The following is a 15,624-nucleotide window of genomic DNA, read 5'->3' as shown; positions in this document are numbered from 1 at the left end:
GGCGCTATCGCGCCGGCTGTCCGCCGCTTTGCTTCATCCAGTCCTGAAACTGCTCGAACAGCACCTTGGCCTCATCATTGCTCAGGCGCCGGCCGCCGGTCGCGGTTCTCGCGCTCATCCACTCGTCGAACTGCTGCTTGACCGCGGCGGCCTCGGCCTCGGGCGGGCGGCTGCTCGCGAGCAGCTCCTCGGCGGCGCGGAAGCGGGTCCAGCCGGGCAGCGAGGAGGCGAGGTTGATCTCGTTCCATTTCGGGTGGAAGGGCGGCTGCTTGAACTGGTCGAACCGTTTGAACAGATACTCCACGAAACGCGAGACGCGGCGATAGCGCTCGGTCTCCGGCGACCAGTTGTACACCGCCAGCACCTGCGGCACGCCGATCGTCTCGACGGTCTCGCCGGGCTTAAGCAGGTTGGGGTAGTCTTGCGAGGTCAGCTTGGTCGGCACGTAATAGTCCTGCAGGCTGCGCGCGAACGGAATCGGCAGGAAATGAAAGCCCGGCTCGGGCTTGAACTTGGCGAACAGGTCGGTCGGCTTGCCGGTCACATGCACCACGCCGGCGATCTCGCCGCTGCGCATCTTCTCCAGCGCCACCGAATTGTTGATGAACACCTTCTCGGCGTTGATCTTGAGCCGGTCGAACACGATGCCGCCGGTGAGGTTGGCCGCGCTGCCCACCGTGTTGAACGAGACCTTCTTGCCGGCGAGGTCCTCGAGCGTCTTGATCTCGGGCCGGACATAGACATGCATCTCGTTGATGTAGAACGAGCAGATGTAGCGGATGCGGTTCTTGATGTTGGCGAGCGTGCCGTTGCGGACGAACTCGTCGAGCACGTCGGCCGAAGTGATGGTGACGTCGACGCCGCGCAGATACAGCAGGTCCTCGATATTGCCGAGCGCACCATAGGTCACCATCGGCAGCACGCGCAGGTTCGGCCGATCGTCGAGCACCTTGGCCATCTCGGCGGCAAAGCGGATGTTGGTGCCTTCGAGCAGGCCGCCGGCAATGCCGACCGTCCATTCGTTGGACTCCTGCAGCTTGCCGCCTTCGCCGGCGGCGGCCGCCGTCGCCGATTTTGCCGGCTTCGCGGTCTGTGCGGCGGCGGGCAGCAGCGCAGTCGCCAGACTCAATCCCGCCGCAACGACGCAACTCAACCACGCGACCCGCATGCCCCAGATCCCCCATTGCCGGCCGCACGATGATCGCGGCACGGTCGTTGTTCTGGTCGATTATGTCGGCGTTCCGCGAAGGCCGTCTACTACTCGCCGGTTGGTCGCTATTTGGCCGAGACAGTGGCGGCACGTCGCCACTAAAAAGCCATCAACTTGAATGCGCCCTGGTTTCGCCAGTGAGAGGCATTGTTACATCGGGCCCGGCCAAAAGGGCACAGCGGGAACCGTTACAGCTATCGGTTGTACCTCCGATACCCGAGAGGCTCCCGAAGACCCGGTAGGACGCATCGATGCGGTCTGCGAACGAACTCTCTGCCGTGCGCGGCAAGAGCCGCACGGCCGATCAGGTGCCGGCTTTGGCGCAATAGTCCCGCCAGAACTGCCGATAGCCCGCCTCGACGCAGCGCGTGTAGTGGGCGACGTCGCCGGCAGGCGAGCGTGCGACCTTGCCGGGCAGCTCGGTGCGCAGCTGTGCCAGCAGCTCGGGCTGCGCGGCAAATGTCTTGGCGATGCGGATGTAGCCGTCGTCATCGTCGGCGACCCAATCGGACAGGCCGGCCGCGGTCAGGATGCCGCCCGCCGCCCGCGAGGCCGCGCCGGCACCAAGCTTGGCAACGACCGGCACGCCCATGTAGAGCGCCTCGAACGTCGAGATGCCGCCATTCTGCGGGAACGGATCGAGCGCGATGTCGATGCGGTCGAACGATCGCAGATGCTCGCTGCGCGCGCTGGCGCCGAGGCAGAGGATGCGCGATTCCTTAACGCCCTGCGTCACGAAGCGGCCGAGCAGGCCGTCGCGCACCAAGGGATCGTTGAGCGCGAGATGCTTGACGACGAGCTTGGCGTCCGGCACTTCGCCGAGCAGCCGCGCCCACAAGGCAATCGCCTCGTCGGAGATCTTGTCGATGCGATTGTAGACGCCGAAGGTGACGTGGCCGTTCTGCAGCATCGGCGGCGGCGATGGCGGAATGTCGAGCAAGGGATCGATCGTGATCACCGACGGCAGGTCATGCACGCGCTCGGCGAAGAGCGGCCGGACGTTTGCGGGCACCGTGACGGGATCGGCGAAGAAATAGTCCATGGTCGCAAGCCCCGTGCCGGTGCCGCTGCCCCAAGCGGTGACCTGGATCGGCGCCGGCTTGCGCGCGAACACCGGCATCCGCGTGCCCGTGGTGTAGCCGGAGAGATCGACCAGGATGTCGACGCCGTCCGCCTGGATGCGATCGGCGAGCTCGTCGTCGGAGAGGTTGGCCGCCTCGACCCAGACGTCGGCGATGGACTGGAAGGTCGCCGTCAAGTCGTCGTGGCGCGGCGAGGACGAGTAGCAATTGACCTGCACCTGCGTCTTGTCGTGCCCGCGCAGCACCGGCAGGAAGGCGAAGGCGGCCGAGTGCGTGCGGAAGTCGGCCGAGACGTAGCCGACGACGATGCGCCGCTCGGGATCGAGCGCGCGTGCGGCAAGCTTGCGGCGCGGGAATTTCGAGCCGACCGCCACCCACCAATAATAGCGCGCCGCCTGCTGGACCGCGAAGTCGGCGCCGGAGAGGAAGTCGAGATAGAAGATCTTCTTGGTGATGGCCTCGTCATAGTCCGGCTGCACCGCGAGCGCCTGATCGAAGCGCGCAATCGCGCCTTCGATGTCACCGAGCCGTCCCTGGCAGGCGCCGAGCAAGGTCAGCGCCACTTGGGCCGTCGGGTTCTGGTCGAGCACGCGCTTGCAGGCCGCCATCGCCTGGGCGATGTTGCCGTTGAGCATCGCGATCTGCGCCTTGCCCTGCCAGCCCACTTGCAGCCGGGGATCGAGCGCGACCGCGGCGTCGAACTCGGCTTCGGCTTCGGCATTGCGCCCGCTCAGCATGAACAGCCGGCCGCGATGCGCCAGCAGCTCGGCATTGCTCGGCCGCACCGCGCGGGCTGTGTTGAACGTCGCTTCCGCCAGCTCGAAATGATGCAGTTCGAGATGCGCGAGGCCCTTGTTGACCAGTGCTTCGAAATGCGCCGGGTTGAAACTCAAGGCGCGCTCGGCGCTGGCCGCAGCGGCGTCCCAGCGTCGCAGCATCAGCTCGGCGACACTGCGGTTGCACCAGGAATCGACATCGTCAGGCTTGAGCTGGAGGGCGCGGGTCGCGGCGTCGAGGGCGGCCTCGCCCTGTTTCAGCCGCAGCAGGGCGATCGCCAGATTCCGCCACGTGACCGGCGCGTTCGGCCGCAGCGCGAGCGATCGCTCCAGCGCGGCGCGCGCCTCCTCGTAGCGCTCGCAATTGACCAGTGCCCAGCCGAGATTGGACTGCGCATCGGCCGAATTTGGCTCCAGCGCGACCGCCTGGGTCAAGAAGCCGGTGGCCTCGACGAAACGCGAGCTGGTGACGAGCGAGACGCCGAGCAGATGCATAGCGTCGAAGCAGCTCGGCACCTCCTGCAGCAGCGCCGCGCAGATCGCCTGGGTCTCCGCCTGCCGTCCGGCGCGATAGGCCGTGTACGCCGCCGTCAGCTGCGTCTCGACCAGCTTCTTCTGCTTCTTCTCCTGCCGGGCCTTCTGGAAGGCGCGCGAACCAACGGTGCTCAAGGCTTTTCTCCGGGCGAACTGTGCGGTGGCGCGTTCGAACGGGCCTGGCGCCGCGCTCGGCGGAGCGCCCCGCCGGGGGCCGCAGGTCGGGCCGATTGCGCCGTCGTGCCGGCAGCCGCGACGGGCAGGGCTCGCCGGAGCGATGATCCGGCGGCCCGCCACGCGCAGCGCGACGCGGCAAAGCTTGCCCGCCTCATGGTTAGCAAAGCGTTAACGCGGCCGGCGGGGCGCGCGCGGAGGCGGGGAATGCCCGGTCAAGGGAGCAGCATCCTCGCCAAGCGGCCGCAGGGGCCAGGACTTTGACGGGCCAGCGTCGCTTGTCCTACTTGCCCTTCTCGATCTTGGTCACCGTGTAGCCGGAGGGCTCCTCGATGGCCTCGAACTTGACCTTGTCGCCGGCCTTGAGGCCCTTGAGCATCGCGGCGTCCTTGACGCGGTAGACCATGGTCATGGCCTCGTCCATGCCGAGGCTCTTGGCCGGGCCGTGATGCAGGGTGATCTTGGCGTTGGCTTCGTCGACCTTCTTGACGTCGCCGCTGATGGCATCGGCGGCGAGGGCGGGGGTCAGAAGCGCGAGAGCAAGGGCGGCGGCGGTGGTGAGCTGAGTGAACGTCTTCATCGTGTCGTCTCTTCTGCTGGTCTTGGGTCTGAATGCGTAGGGCGGATCAGCGCAGCGTGATCCGCCGATGGGGCCGAGATCGGTGGCGATGGCGGGTCACGCCAACGCTGATCCGCCCTACGGCCTGGCGCGTGAGGCGCGCCGTCACTTGACGCTGACATGACCGGTCATGCCGTAGTCGCGATGGTCGGGGATCAGGCACGAATATTCGAACGTCCCGGCCTTGGTGAAGCGCCACAGCAGCTCGGTGGTCTTGCCCGGTGCGAGCCGGGCGCCGTTCGGTTCGGCGTGCTCCATGTGGGGATGCTTCTTCATGACGGCGGCGTGTTTCAGATTCTCCGTCTTGGTGGCGAGCAGGAATTCATGGTCCTCCTTGCCGTTGTTGCGCAGCATGAAGCGGATCTGCTCGCCGCGCTTCACGTCGATGCGCGCCGGGGTGAACTCCATCTCGGTCAAGAGCACCTCGACGGTGCGCGACGGCAGTTTGGGGTCGCCCGGCTCGCCGGCCGAATAGCCGTGCGCGCCGTGCTGCTCGTGGCCGCGCGCCGGCGCGGCTGCGATCATCGCGGCGGCGATGGCGGCGCTGATCATGACGGGGGTCTTCATCTGTCTCTCCTGGGGATCATCTGGTCGGCTGGTCATGGACGGGTGGATTTCGGCGTTGCGGCTGCGGCGCTGCTGGCGCGCGGGACCGGCTCCGGCGCGCTCGCGACCTCATAGGCGACGCTGCCTTGCGGAAACTGATAAGGGCCGGGATCGCGATAATCGTCGCGCGCCAGGCCCTCGCGCACCTTGAGCGTGGTGAACATGCCGCCCATCTCGATCGGGCCGAACTGACCGGTGCCGGTCATCATCGGCAGCGTGTTGTCGGGCGCCGGCATCTCCATGGTGCCCATGGCCATGCCGGTATGGCCCATCACCATGCCCTCGGGCGCGAGCTTGCCGACGGCAGCGGCCAACTCCTTGCGCGACACGCCGATCAGGTTGCGCATGTCGTGGCCCATGGCGTTCATCGTGTGATGCGACTTGTGGCAGTGGAACGCCCAGTCGCCGGGATTGTCGGCCGTGAAATCGAGCACGCGCACAGCGCCGACCGGCACGTCGGTGGTGGTCTCCGGGAATTGCGCTGTTTCGGGCAGCCAGCCGCCGTCGGTGCCGATCACCTTGAATTTGTGGCCGTGCAGATGGATCGGATGGTTGGTCATGGTGAGATTGCCGATGCGGATGCGCACTTTGTCGCCGAGCCGCACCGGCAGCGGATCGATGCCGGGAAAGACGCGGGCGTTCCAGGTCCACATGTTGAAGTCGGTCATCTCATTGACCTTGGGCAGATAGCTGCCGGGCTCGATGCGATAGGTCGACATCACGAACACGAAGTCGCGGTCGACCGGCGGCGGCGCGGAGCCGCGCGGATGCACGACGATCATGCCCATCATGCCCATCGCCATCTGCACCATCTCGTCGGCATGCGGGTGATACATGAAGGTGCCGGCGTGCTTCATCTCGAACTCGTAGACGAAGGTCTTGCCCGGCTTGATGTGCGGCTGGGTCAGGCCGCCGACGCCGTCCATGCCGCAGGGCAGGATGACGCCGTGCCAGTGCACCGTGGTGTATTCCGGCAGTTTGTTGGTGACGAAAATCCGCACCCTGTCGCCTTCGACCGCCTCGATGGTCGGGCCCGGCGACTGGCCGTTATAGCCCCACAGATGCGTGGTCATGCCGGGCGCGAATTCGCGCGTCACCGGCTCAGCGACGAGATGGAATTCCTTCCAGTCGCCGTTCATGCGGAACGGCAGCGACCAGCCGTTGAGCGTGACCACCGGCTGATAGTCCGGACCGGCGGACGGATTCAACGGCGGCTGCATCACGGCCTTATCCATGGTCGGTGCTTCGGGAATGGCGGCGGCCTGGACGCGGCCGGATACGGCGGAGGCGCCGGCCAGCGCCGCGGAGCCGAGCAGGGTTCGGCGTGACAACATCGGGGCTCTCCTGTCAGTCATTGGCGGGCACGAGCGCGCTCGCGGTCTGCTGTGCATTATCTTCGCCGCTCACGACGCCGCCGTTGATCGCGGCCGACAACTCGGCATCGGCGAGGAAGAAGTCTCTGACGGCATCGATCGCGGCGCGGCGCGAGGCCAGCCGCTGCCGCGCCTCGACCAGCAGTGCGAAGATGTCGACCTGCATGCTGGAATAGCGCAGCTGCATCTCCTCGCTGATGATCTGGCGCAGCGGCAGCACCTCGCGGGCATAATGGCCGGCGATGTCGTAAGCCGCGCGATAGCTGCGATAGGCATCGCGCGCCTCGGAACGCACCGTGACGGCGCGCTCGGTGAGGCGGTTGAAGGCGATGTTGTAGGTCTCGGCCGCCTGCCGCGCGCGGACCTCGCCGCCGTCGAAGACCGGAATCTGGAACTGCACATCATAGCCGCGCTCACGGATGACGCGGCCGTCGGGCTCGACGGTCTTGCGATCGAGGCCGGCAAGGTCGAGCAGCGTCACGAAGCGCGTCGCCTCGGTGAGCTGCAGCGAGGTCGCGAGTGCCGTGAGCTCCAGCCGGGCGATCTGCAGATCGATGCGATGCGCGACGGCGTCGCGCTCGACGAAGGGCTGGCTCAGCGGCCGCCGCGGCAGCGCGGGCAACCGATCCGGCAGCCGGAAACCCAGGTCGTCGCCCCACAGGCCCATCAGCCGGATCAGGCGCTCGCGCGCGCTTGCCGCCATGCGGCGGGCGGTGGCGAGCTCGGCCGTCGTCTCGGCATAGAACACCTGCTCGCGCGCCTGATCGAGCCGGTTGAGCGCGCCGGTTTCGCCGAGTTTCTGGGCGAGCTTCGCGGTGGCCTCCGCGGCCGATTGCGCCTCGCCGAGCAGCGCCACCAGCTCGTTCGCGGCCACCACGCGCACATGCGCGCGGCGGACGTCGGCGGCCAGCCGCAAGGTGGTGAGTGCGGCCTTCAACTGCGCCTGCCGGAAGCGCTCGCGCGCGATCTCCGAGCGCAGCGGCAAGGTGGCGAGCGCCAGAATGTCGCCGGCGACCTGCCGCTCGGCTTCCAGCGCGCCGTCGCCGCTGATGCGCATCAGCGAGAAGGTCGGGTTCGGCGGCAGGCTGGCCTCGATCGTATCAGCCTCGCTGAGCGCCAATTGATGATAGGCCGCCTGCAGCCCCTTGTTGTTGAACAGCGCGACCTGCACCGCGGCATCCGCCGACAGCGGCCGCGACAGCAGCCGGCGCGTGGCGTCGCGCAGGCGCGCGGCATCGTCATCGGTTCTGACCGAGGCGACCTCCTTGCCGGTGGTACGGCCGGTGATGTCGGCCACGACGCCGAGGCCGCCGTCGGGCGAGAACGAGGCACAGCCGGCAAGCCCAGATGCTGCGACGACCAGCGCCGCGACGCGCGGCGCGAGCTTGATGATCCCTTGCATCTCAGGGCTCCTGGCGGGCCGGTTCGGAGCGCGGTGCGCGCGCCCCGCCACGCTCTCCCCAGCCGGCGGGGGCGGTGGGGCGCAGCGGCGTGTAGGGCGCGACGACCGCGGAGGTGCGCACCGGCGCCTCATTGGCCGCGGGATCGGCCGGATCGGGGCCGGCGAACGCGACGGTGCGCGGCTGGCAGCCGGCGAGGCTCACAGCGGTGAGCAGCGCGCATGCCCCGGAGACAATGCGATACGGCAGGCCGCGCCGCGCCGGACGAACGGCAGCGGGCGTCGCCGGTGATTGCGACAACATGATCTGTCCTTTGGTCGGTCGATGATCAGCGACCGCGCGCAGTTGCGCGCGAGTCCGCGTCGTTCGTTCAGACCAGGACGATAGGGGGACGATCGAGCCGTGGCGGCGTGCGCCCGGGCAGGCTGGTCTCGTGCGCAGCTTCGCTGGCCGCGGCGAGGGGAGCGCGCAAGGCGACCACCGGCAGCGCGGCGGCGAGGCCGACCGCGCACATCATGGCGCAGCAGGGGCCGGGCATCTTGCTGTGATCGTGGTGGGACGGTGCGGGCGGCGGATCCTGCTGCGGCTGTAGACCGGCATCCGCGATTGGGTGATCATGATGATGCGCATGCGCGGCATGCCGCGGCATCGCGCCATCGTCCAACGCGTGTTGGGCCGGATGATGAGAGACCGCGACGGCAACCATGCCGTCATCGAAGCACGGCGCCGCGCCGCGGGCAAATGCGAGCGCCACGCCCGGGCTGAGCACGCAGAACAGGTAGGCGAGGACGAGCAGCCGTCCCGCTGAAACCCGCAGCTTTCGTGTCAATCCCAGCGACATGCGCGCGCAAATCTCTCCGTGTCGGTCGGCATTCTAGCGCAACAGGCGCGCCGCCGCAAAGAGGGCTGCGGAAGCAGCATTGCGCCACGTCTGTTGCACTGCTTCTGCATGGCCAATGCTGCAGCAATGTGACTTGACCCGATGCGGCGCGACGATGATGTTGCCGACATCGTGCACGGACCAGCCACAAGATTCGAGGAAGCGCCCCATTTCGTTCCGGATTCGCGCCAGGCCTGGGCGCGGCTGGTGCTGGCGCTCGTGATCGGATCGATCGGCGGTGCGGGGATGTGGACCGTCGTCGTCGTGCTGCCGACGGTGCAGGCGGAGTTCGCCGCCAGCCGCGGCGCCGTCTCGCTGGCCTATACGCTCACGATGTTCGGCTTCGGTCTCGGTGGCGTCATCGTCGGCCGCATCACCGACCGTTTTGGCATCGTCACCGCCATGGCCCTGAGCATTGCCTGCACGGCAGCGGCCTATCTGCTCGCTGGCGCCTCGGTGACCCTGTGGCAGTTCCAGGCAGTGTATTTCCTGGTCGGGCTGGGTTCATCCGTGACCTTCGCGCCGTTGATGGCCGAGGCCTCGCATTGGTTTGTGCGCTATCGCGGGCTCGCCGTCACCATCGTCGCCTCCGGCAATTATGTCGCCGGCACGATCTGGCCGCCGCTGGTGAATTGGGGCGTGCAGCAGATCGGCTGGCGCGCCAGCCATGTCGCGCTCGGGATTTTCAGTGCGGTGACCATGAGCGCGTTGCTGCTGCTGTTGCGCGCCCGCATGGGCGGCGCCGGCGCGCAGGATCATGCCCATGCCGCACCGCCGCAGCTCGCGCTGCCGATTTCCACCAATGCACTGACCGTGCTGCTCAGCGTCGCTGCGATCGCCTGCTGCGTCGCCATGGCGATGCCGCAGGTCCACATCGTCGCCTATTGCGGCGATCTCGGCTATGGCGTCGCGGCCGGCGCCCAGATGCTGTCGCTGATGATGGCGCTCGGCATCCTCAGCCGCATCGGCTCGGGCTTTCTCGCCGACCGTGTCGGCGGCATGCGCACATTGCTGATCGGCTCGCTCGCGCAGGGCTTTGCTCTGCTGTTCTATCTGTTCTTCGACGGCCTCACCTCGCTGTATCTGATCTCCGGGATGTTCGGCCTGTTCCAGGGCGGCATCGTGCCGAGCTATGCGATCATCGTGCGCGAGGCGATGCCGGCGCGCGAGGCCGCCACCCGCGTGGGCATCGTCATCTTCGCCTCGGTGTTCGGGATGTCGTTCGGCGGCTGGGTCTCCGGCGTGATCTTCGACGCCACCGGCTCCTATGCCGCGGCCTTCGCCAATGGGCTCGGCTGGAATGCGCTCAATCTGGCCATCGTGGTCACGCTGCTGATTCTGGCGCGGCGGCAACACTCGCTCGCGGCTTGAGCCCAGACCTGAAGCGAAAGCGTTGCGCGACGGCAACAGTCGGATCCCGATCGGCGGGGCATATGCACGCCGTCATACAAAATCCCGGCGCGCGCCGCAAATCCATCGAATCCCAACCAGCAACTACCAACTCGATCGAGGCCGCTCGAGGCCATGAGCGCTCGGGGGGACTCGCATCGCGAGGGGGAATGTTGCGTGGTCCCATCCGGGGCCGCGGATGCCCATCGCTTGCCCGAAGCGCAAGGAGGCGTCGAGGTGAAGGCTGCGGACCGGTCGAGATCGCTGCGGCGGCATCGCGATGGCGAAGGACGATGCGCATCACCGATCGTGCCCCAAGGCGTTTGGAAGCTGCTGCCCGCAGTGATCGTCAGCCTCCTGCTTGCCGGTGCGGCTTCGGCGCAGGCGCCTCCACCCCAACGCCCCGCGCCGACCCGCTCCATCATCGTGCCGGTGGCGCCTGCGCCGGCCAAGCCGAATGCTGCGCCTGTGATCCCCGCGCCGCCACGTCCGGCCGGATTGCCGGCCTCATTGTCGCCGGCGCCCGGCAGCGGACCCGATGTATGGCGGCTACCGAACCCGAACGACGTCAACGACGGCACGGTCACGATCATCACGGCGCCGGCTGGCGGGGCGACCTCGGTGTTCGGCTCGGACATGGCGCGCGTGCTCGACGATCAGTCCAACATTCGTGTGCTGCCGGTGCTCGGCAAGGGGCCAGTCCGCAATGTCTCCGACATCCTGTTCCTCAAGAGCATCGACATGGGCGCGGTCGCCGCCGACGTGCCTGAGTTCTATCGCCTGCAATACGGCATCCCGGACATCACGTCGCAGCTGCGCTACGTCGCGCGGCTTTATTATAATGAGGTCCATGTCATCGCGCGGTCCTCGATCCGCTCGATCTTCGATCTCAACGGCAAGCGGGTCATTGCGCCGACCGATGTCGGGTTCTATTCGGCGCGCGTGATCTTCAACCGGCTCGGCATGACCGCATCGTTCGACTATTCGACCGACGATGCGAAATCGATCCAGAAGCTGGTCGACGGCGAAGCCGACGCCTACATCGTCTCGACCGGCAAAGTGTTCCAGCTCGCGCGCAACATCCGCAACGACAATCGCGCGCTGCATCTGGTGGCCATCCCCTACGACCGCCGTCTGCAGGATCTCTATCTGCCGACCACGCTGTCGTCGGAGGAATATCCCAACCTGCTCGGGTCTGGCGAGACGATCGAGACCGTGGCGATCGGCATGCTGCTTGTCAGCTACAATTGGCCGGAGAATACCGAGCGCTACCGCAAGGTCGCGCGCTTCGTCGATGCGTTCTTCGCGAACTACGACGAGTTCATGAAGCCGCCGCGGCATCCGAAATGGAAGGAGTCGAGCATCGTCGCCGCCGTTCCCGGCTGGAAGCGCTTCAAGGCGGCGGACGAGTGGCTGGTCGCCCGCAACATGGCGCCGCGGCCGCATGTCGCCGATGTCCAGCAGCGGCAATTCGAGGATTTCGTGCGCCAGAGCGGCGGTCAGGTGTCGAACGATCCGGCCGAGCGCAGCGCGCTGTTTCGGCAGTTCCTGCAATGGCGCCAGCAGCATGGCGGCCCGCCGGCGCCGACGCGCTGAATCCGCCGCGCGGTCAGACCGACTGGCCTGCCTTCAGCAGCGAGCAGCCGGTGATCTTGAGGCTGCCATCGGTCTGCGCTTGTAGCGTGTACAGCGCTTCCCAGGCCTCGCCATTGGCGTCGACGATGTGAACGCGCTGCATGATCGTGCCGTCCTGCGCCTGTGATGGACCGAATTCGAAGCTGCGGTGCCGGTAGACCGGTGCATAGCCTTCGCGCACCATCGCCATGAAGATCTCGATGCTGGGGAACAGCGCCTGGATCTCCGGCGCCGCCTGGGCATAGGCGGTCGCGCCGTCATCGCGCGCCAGCGCCTGCTCCTGGGCGCGGATCACCCCCTGCGCGGCGTCGACCTCATTGCCGGCAAAGGCGGGCGTCCGCAGCAGGCAGAGACCGAGGACGAGCCATGCTGAAACTCTCATCGCGCTTGCTCCAAAGCTGCAGTCATGACAGAGCCAGATCGCGCGGGCATGGGCGGTCCGTCACGATCTCGGTCGGGGCTGTGGCCGCCCGGGCCGTCCGATCTGGCCTCTTACGGCCCAAATCATGCATCCAGGATCGCGAACAGAGCAAGGCAGCATGACGGATTTTTCCTACACACGATCGCTTTTCAAGATACCTGACGGCATCATCTATCTCGACGGCAATTCGCTGGGAGCGCTGCCGTCCGCGGTGCCCGCGCGCGTCGCCGCCATGATCGAGGCGGAGTGGGGGCAGGAGCTGATCCGCGGCTGGAACAGCGCCGGCTGGATGGTGCAGCCGCGCCGCGTCGGTGATCGCATTGCCCGGCTGATTGGCGCTGTGCCCGGCACGGTCGTGATGGGCGATACGCTCTCGATCAAGGTGTATCAGGCGCTCGCCGCGGCGCTCTCGCTCAATCCGAGCCGGCGCGTGATCCTGTCCGACAGCGGCAATTTCCCGTCCGATCTCTACATGGCGCAGGGGCTGGTCCGCATGCTCGGCGACCGCGCGACCTTGAAGGTGGTCGATCCCGAGCAGGTCGAGGCCGCGATCGACGACAGCGTTGCCGTGCTGATGCTGACCGAGGTGGACTACCGCACCGGCCGGATGCACGACATGGCCGCGCTGACGCAGAAGGCGCATGCTGCTGGCGCGCTCACGGTGTGGGATCTCGCGCATTCCGCCGGCGCGGTGCCGGTGGATCTTGCTGGCGCGGATGCGGACTTCGCCGTCGGCTGCACCTACAAATATCTCAATGGCGGTCCCGGCGCGCCAGCCTTCATCTATGTTGCGCCGCGCCACGCCGACATCGCGCCGCCGGCGCTGTCGGGCTGGATGGGCCATGAGGCGCCGTTTGCCTTCGACCTGGATTATCGCCCGGGCGGCGGTATCGAGCGCATGCGCATCGGCACGCCGCCGATCATCGCGCTCGCCGCTCTCGATGCCGCGCTCGACGCCTGGGACGGCGTGTCGATGCAGGACGTGCGCACGGCCTCGATCTCGCTCTCCGAGCTGTTCATCGCCGAGGTCGAGGCGCGCTGTCCGTCGCTGACCTTGGCGTCGCCGCGCGATGCCTCGCGGCGCGGCAGCCAGGTGTCGTTCCGTCATCCCGACGGCTATGCGATCATGCGCGCGCTGATCGCGCGCGGCGTCATCGGCGACTTCCGCGCGCCTGACGCGCTGCGCTTCGGCTTCACGCCGCTCTATATCGGCGAGGCCGAGGTGCGCGGCGCCGTCGGCATCCTCGCGGAGGTCCTCGCCAACAGGCTGTGGGACAAGCCTGAGTATCGCCAGAAGGAGCTCGTGACGTGAGCAACGCCCCCTACGATCCCGCCACCGAAGGCGCGCGGATGAACTTCAAGGGACGCATGTCCTATGGCGATTATCTGATGCTCGATCGCCTGCTCGACGCGCAGGCGCCGCTGTCGTCGGCGCATGACGAACTGCTGTTCATCATCCAGCACCAGACCTCCGAATTGTGGATGAAGCTCGCGATCCACGAGATCAAGGCGGCGATGGCGGCGATCGCCAAAGACGACGTGCAGCCGGCGTTCAAGATGCTGGCGCGGGTGTCGCGCATCTTCGAGCAGCTCAACGGCGCCTGGGACGTGCTGCGCACGATGACGCCAAGCGAATATACGCTGTTCCGCGACAAGCTCGGCGAGTCCTCCGGATTTCAATCGTTCCAGTATCGCTCGATCGAATTCCTGCTCGGCAACCGCAATCTGGCGATGCTGCGTCCGCACGCGCATCACCCCGAGTTGACCGCCGAGCTGGAAGCGATCCTCGCCAAACCCAGCCTGTATGATGAAGCGCTGAAGCTGCTGGCGCGGCGCGGCTTCTTCATCGGCGCCGACGGGCAGCGCACCGACTGGCGCGGAACGCGCAGCGAGAGCCCGGAAGTGGCGGCGGCCTGGACCAGCGTCTATCGCGATCCGCAGCGGCATTGGGAGCTGTACGAGCTGGCCGAGAAGCTGGTCGATTTCGAGGATTATTTCCGCCGCTGGCGCTTCAACCACGTCACCACGGTGGAGCGCATCATCGGCTTCAAGACCGGCACCGGCGGTACCAGCGGCGTGAACTATCTGCGCAAGATGCTGGAGATCGTGTTGTTCCCCGAACTCTGGAAGCTGCGCACCGGGCTGTGAGCAGGGCTCCCGCATATGATGTTCAAGCTTGAAGGCGGCTCTCTGCGCACGGTCATGGTCGGACTCCGTTCCGGCCATCCACGTCGTGCTGCATCCTGGAACGGACGTGGATGCCGGGCCTTCGCCGCGCCGAAGCGGCTTCGGTCGCGCAGGCGGGACGAAGCCCGGGCATGAGGATGCGGACCCGCGAAGACTCAGAATATCATCAGCGATAGACCTCGGGCTGCAAGGCCGCGCGCTCATTCGATCAGGAGATTTCGATGCTCTATACTATCAAGGACTGGGACAACGCCTACGCCAATGGCCCCAACATCGCCGGCGGCGAGCGCTGGCCCGGCCTATGGGTCGCGCCGGCTGACGCGTATCGCAAAGAGCTCGCGGGGCAGGGCCGGGCGAAGCTCGACATTGCCTATGGCGCGCATGACCGCCAGCGTCTCGACCTCTTCCTGCCTGCGGCTGCGCCGAAAGGGCTCGTCGTCTTCGTGCATGGCGGCTATTGGATGCGGCTCGACAAGAGCTTCTGGTCCCATTTGGCGCGCGGCGGCAACGCGCACGGCTTTGCTGTGGCGATGCCGTCCTACCGGCTCTGCCCCGAGGTCGGCCTCGCCGACATCTCGTCCGATGTGGCGCAGGCGATCGCGCGGGCCATGGACGAGGTTGCGGGTCCGGTGGCGCTGACCGGCCATTCCGCCGGCGGCCATCTCGTCAGCCGCATGATCTGCCGCGGCGCGCCGCTGCCGCCGGAGCGGCAGGCGCGCATCACCAGCGTCGTCTCGATCTCAGGTCTGCACGATCTGCGTCCGCTGCAACGGACGGCGATGAACGAGACCTTGCGCATCGACGACGCCACTGCGCTGCGCGAGAGTCCCGCGCTGCTGGCGCCGATCGAGGGCGCGCGGGTCACCGCCTGGGTCGGCGGCGCCGAGCGCAACGAATTCCGCCGCCAGGCCCAACTGCTCGCCAACATCTGGACCGGGCTCGGCGCATCCACGGCCTACGTCGAAGCACCGGACCGGCACCATTTCGACGTGATCGATGAGCTGGCGGAGCCGGAGAGCGGGCTGGTCGGGGCGCTGGTGGGGTAATCGCCAGGCTCTTTGCGCACTGCTCTCGCTGCTTACTCATCGCTTGCGTTCTACGGTGACGCCGCCGCGATCTCATCTCCTCCCCGCAAGGGCGGGGCGATCGCATATGGAAAACTGACATCGTCTCTGCGGCCATCCTTCGAGACACCCGACTCCGGCGGCCTCAGGATGAAAGCTTGTTTTGCGGCACGAAATTAGCCCCTCATGGTGAGGAGCGCCTCTGCGGCGCGTCTCGAACCATGAGGCCCCGAACTGCTGTGCAGCCATATGCAATCGCCTTGCCCGCAAAGGG

14 protein-coding genes are annotated in these 15,624 nt (G+C 67.1%); 5 read left to right on the top strand and 9 right to left on the bottom strand.

Annotated features, from left to right (window positions below; all coding sequences use genetic code 11):
- Nucleotides 1-4: 4 nt before the first annotated feature.
- The 8 genes from BBTA_RS30580 to BBTA_RS30545 form a co-directional block, all read right to left on the bottom strand.
- Nucleotides 5-1,168 carry a TAXI family TRAP transporter solute-binding subunit gene (locus tag BBTA_RS30580; RefSeq protein ID WP_012046373.1) on the bottom strand — a complete coding sequence of 388 codons (1,164 nt, stop codon included), beginning with the start codon at nt 1,166-1,168 and terminating at the stop codon, nt 5-7.
- 346 nt (nt 1,169-1,514) lie between these two features.
- Nucleotides 1,515-3,737 carry a glycosyltransferase family 41 protein gene (locus BBTA_RS30575; RefSeq protein ID WP_012046372.1) on the bottom strand — a complete coding sequence of 741 codons (2,223 nt, stop codon included), beginning with the start codon at nt 3,735-3,737 and terminating at the stop codon, nt 1,515-1,517.
- 322 nt (nt 3,738-4,059) lie between these two features.
- A complete protein-coding gene (locus BBTA_RS30570; RefSeq protein WP_012046371.1) occupies nt 4,060-4,356 on the bottom strand; it encodes a copper-binding protein in 297 nt (98 codons plus the stop codon).
- Nucleotides 4,357-4,500: 144 nt separating this feature from the next.
- On the bottom strand, nt 4,501-4,962 hold the full coding sequence (locus BBTA_RS30565; RefSeq protein WP_012046370.1) for a cupredoxin domain-containing protein: 462 nt from the start codon (nt 4,960-4,962) through the stop codon (nt 4,501-4,503).
- A gap of 32 nt (nt 4,963-4,994) precedes the next feature.
- Nucleotides 4,995-6,335, bottom strand: coding sequence for a multicopper oxidase family protein (locus BBTA_RS30560; RefSeq protein WP_012046369.1), 1,341 nt, complete (start codon nt 6,333-6,335; stop codon nt 4,995-4,997).
- A gap of 13 nt (nt 6,336-6,348) precedes the next feature.
- Nucleotides 6,349-7,776 (bottom strand): TolC family protein, encoded by a 1,428-nt coding sequence (locus BBTA_RS30555; RefSeq protein ID WP_012046368.1) that lies wholly within the window; start codon nt 7,774-7,776, stop codon nt 6,349-6,351.
- Nucleotide 7,777: 1 nt separating this feature from the next.
- Nucleotides 7,778-8,077 (bottom strand): hypothetical protein, encoded by a 300-nt coding sequence (locus BBTA_RS30550; protein ID WP_012046367.1) that lies wholly within the window; start codon nt 8,075-8,077, stop codon nt 7,778-7,780.
- Between the two features lie 67 nt (nt 8,078-8,144).
- Entirely contained in the window at nt 8,145-8,615 is a 471-nt protein-coding gene (locus tag BBTA_RS30545) for a hypothetical protein (RefSeq protein ID WP_012046366.1), read from the bottom strand.
- Between the two features lie 171 nt (nt 8,616-8,786).
- On the opposite strand from BBTA_RS30545, the gene BBTA_RS30540 reads away from it, so the two are divergent.
- Nucleotides 8,787-10,025, top strand: a complete 1,239-nt coding sequence (locus tag BBTA_RS30540) for an MFS transporter (RefSeq protein ID WP_012046365.1) — start codon at nt 8,787-8,789, stop codon at nt 10,023-10,025.
- A 528-nt stretch (nt 10,026-10,553) separates the two neighbouring features.
- On the top strand, nt 10,554-11,639 hold the full coding sequence (locus BBTA_RS30535; protein ID WP_012046364.1) for a TAXI family TRAP transporter solute-binding subunit: 1,086 nt from the start codon (nt 10,554-10,556) through the stop codon (nt 11,637-11,639).
- 13 nt (nt 11,640-11,652) lie between these two features.
- On the opposite strand, the gene BBTA_RS30530 is transcribed toward BBTA_RS30535, so the two are convergent.
- Entirely contained in the window at nt 11,653-12,060 is a 408-nt protein-coding gene (locus tag BBTA_RS30530; protein WP_012046363.1) for a DUF4864 domain-containing protein, read from the bottom strand.
- 157 nt (nt 12,061-12,217) lie between these two features.
- On the opposite strand from BBTA_RS30530, the gene kynU reads away from it, so the two are divergent.
- The 3 genes from kynU to BBTA_RS30515 all read left to right on the top strand — a co-directional run bounded on the left by kynU (nt 12,218) and on the right by BBTA_RS30515 (nt 15,332).
- A complete protein-coding gene (kynU, locus tag BBTA_RS30525; protein WP_012046362.1) occupies nt 12,218-13,411 on the top strand; it encodes a kynureninase in 1,194 nt (397 codons plus the stop codon).
- Entirely contained in the window at nt 13,408-14,247 is an 840-nt protein-coding gene (kynA, locus tag BBTA_RS30520) for a tryptophan 2,3-dioxygenase (protein WP_012046361.1), read from the top strand. The genes kynU and kynA overlap by 4 nt, the downstream gene beginning before the upstream one ends.
- A 260-nt stretch (nt 14,248-14,507) precedes the next feature.
- Entirely contained in the window at nt 14,508-15,332 is an 825-nt protein-coding gene (locus BBTA_RS30515; protein WP_012046360.1) for an alpha/beta hydrolase, read from the top strand.
- Nucleotides 15,333-15,624 lie beyond the last annotated feature (292 nt).

It is taken from the genome of Bradyrhizobium sp. BTAi1 (assembly GCF_000015165.1).
Classification (GTDB): domain Bacteria; phylum Pseudomonadota; class Alphaproteobacteria; order Rhizobiales; family Xanthobacteraceae; genus Bradyrhizobium; species Bradyrhizobium denitrificans.
Note: the sequence above shows the minus strand (reverse complement) of the source record. Positions and strands in the feature narration are given on the sequence as shown.